1 protein-coding gene is annotated in these 430 nt (G+C 52.6%); it reads left to right on the forward strand.

Annotated features, from left to right (window positions below; genetic code table 11):
* On the forward strand, positions 1 to 430 hold a 430-nt coding region (locus ACTHS3_RS17055), incomplete at both ends, for an aconitase family protein (RefSeq protein ID WP_440368648.1).

Genomic DNA, 430 nt, shown 5'->3' on the forward strand with positions numbered 1-430 from the left:
GCTGCCTGAAATGGAAAAACTAGGCTTCGGTATCGTTGCCTTCGCATGTACCACCTGTAACGGCATGAGCGGCGCGCTGGATCCAAAAATCCAGAAAGAAATCATCGACCGCGATTTGTACGCTACCGCCGTATTGTCCGGTAATCGCAACTTTGACGGCCGTATCCATCCGTATGCGAAACAGGCTTTCCTTGCTTCGCCTCCGTTGGTCGTTGCCTACGCGTTGGCAGGCAGCATCCGTTTCGATATTGAAAACGACGTACTCGGCGTTGCAGACGGCCGCGAAATCCGCCTGAAAGATATCTGGCCGACCGACGAAGAAATCGATGCCATTGTTGCCGAATATGTGAAACCGCAACAATTCCGCGATGTTTATATTCCGATGTTCGACACCGGGTCATCGCAAAAAGCACCAAGCCCGCTGTACGAC

The organism is Neisseria sp. P0009.S007 (genome assembly GCF_051962515.1).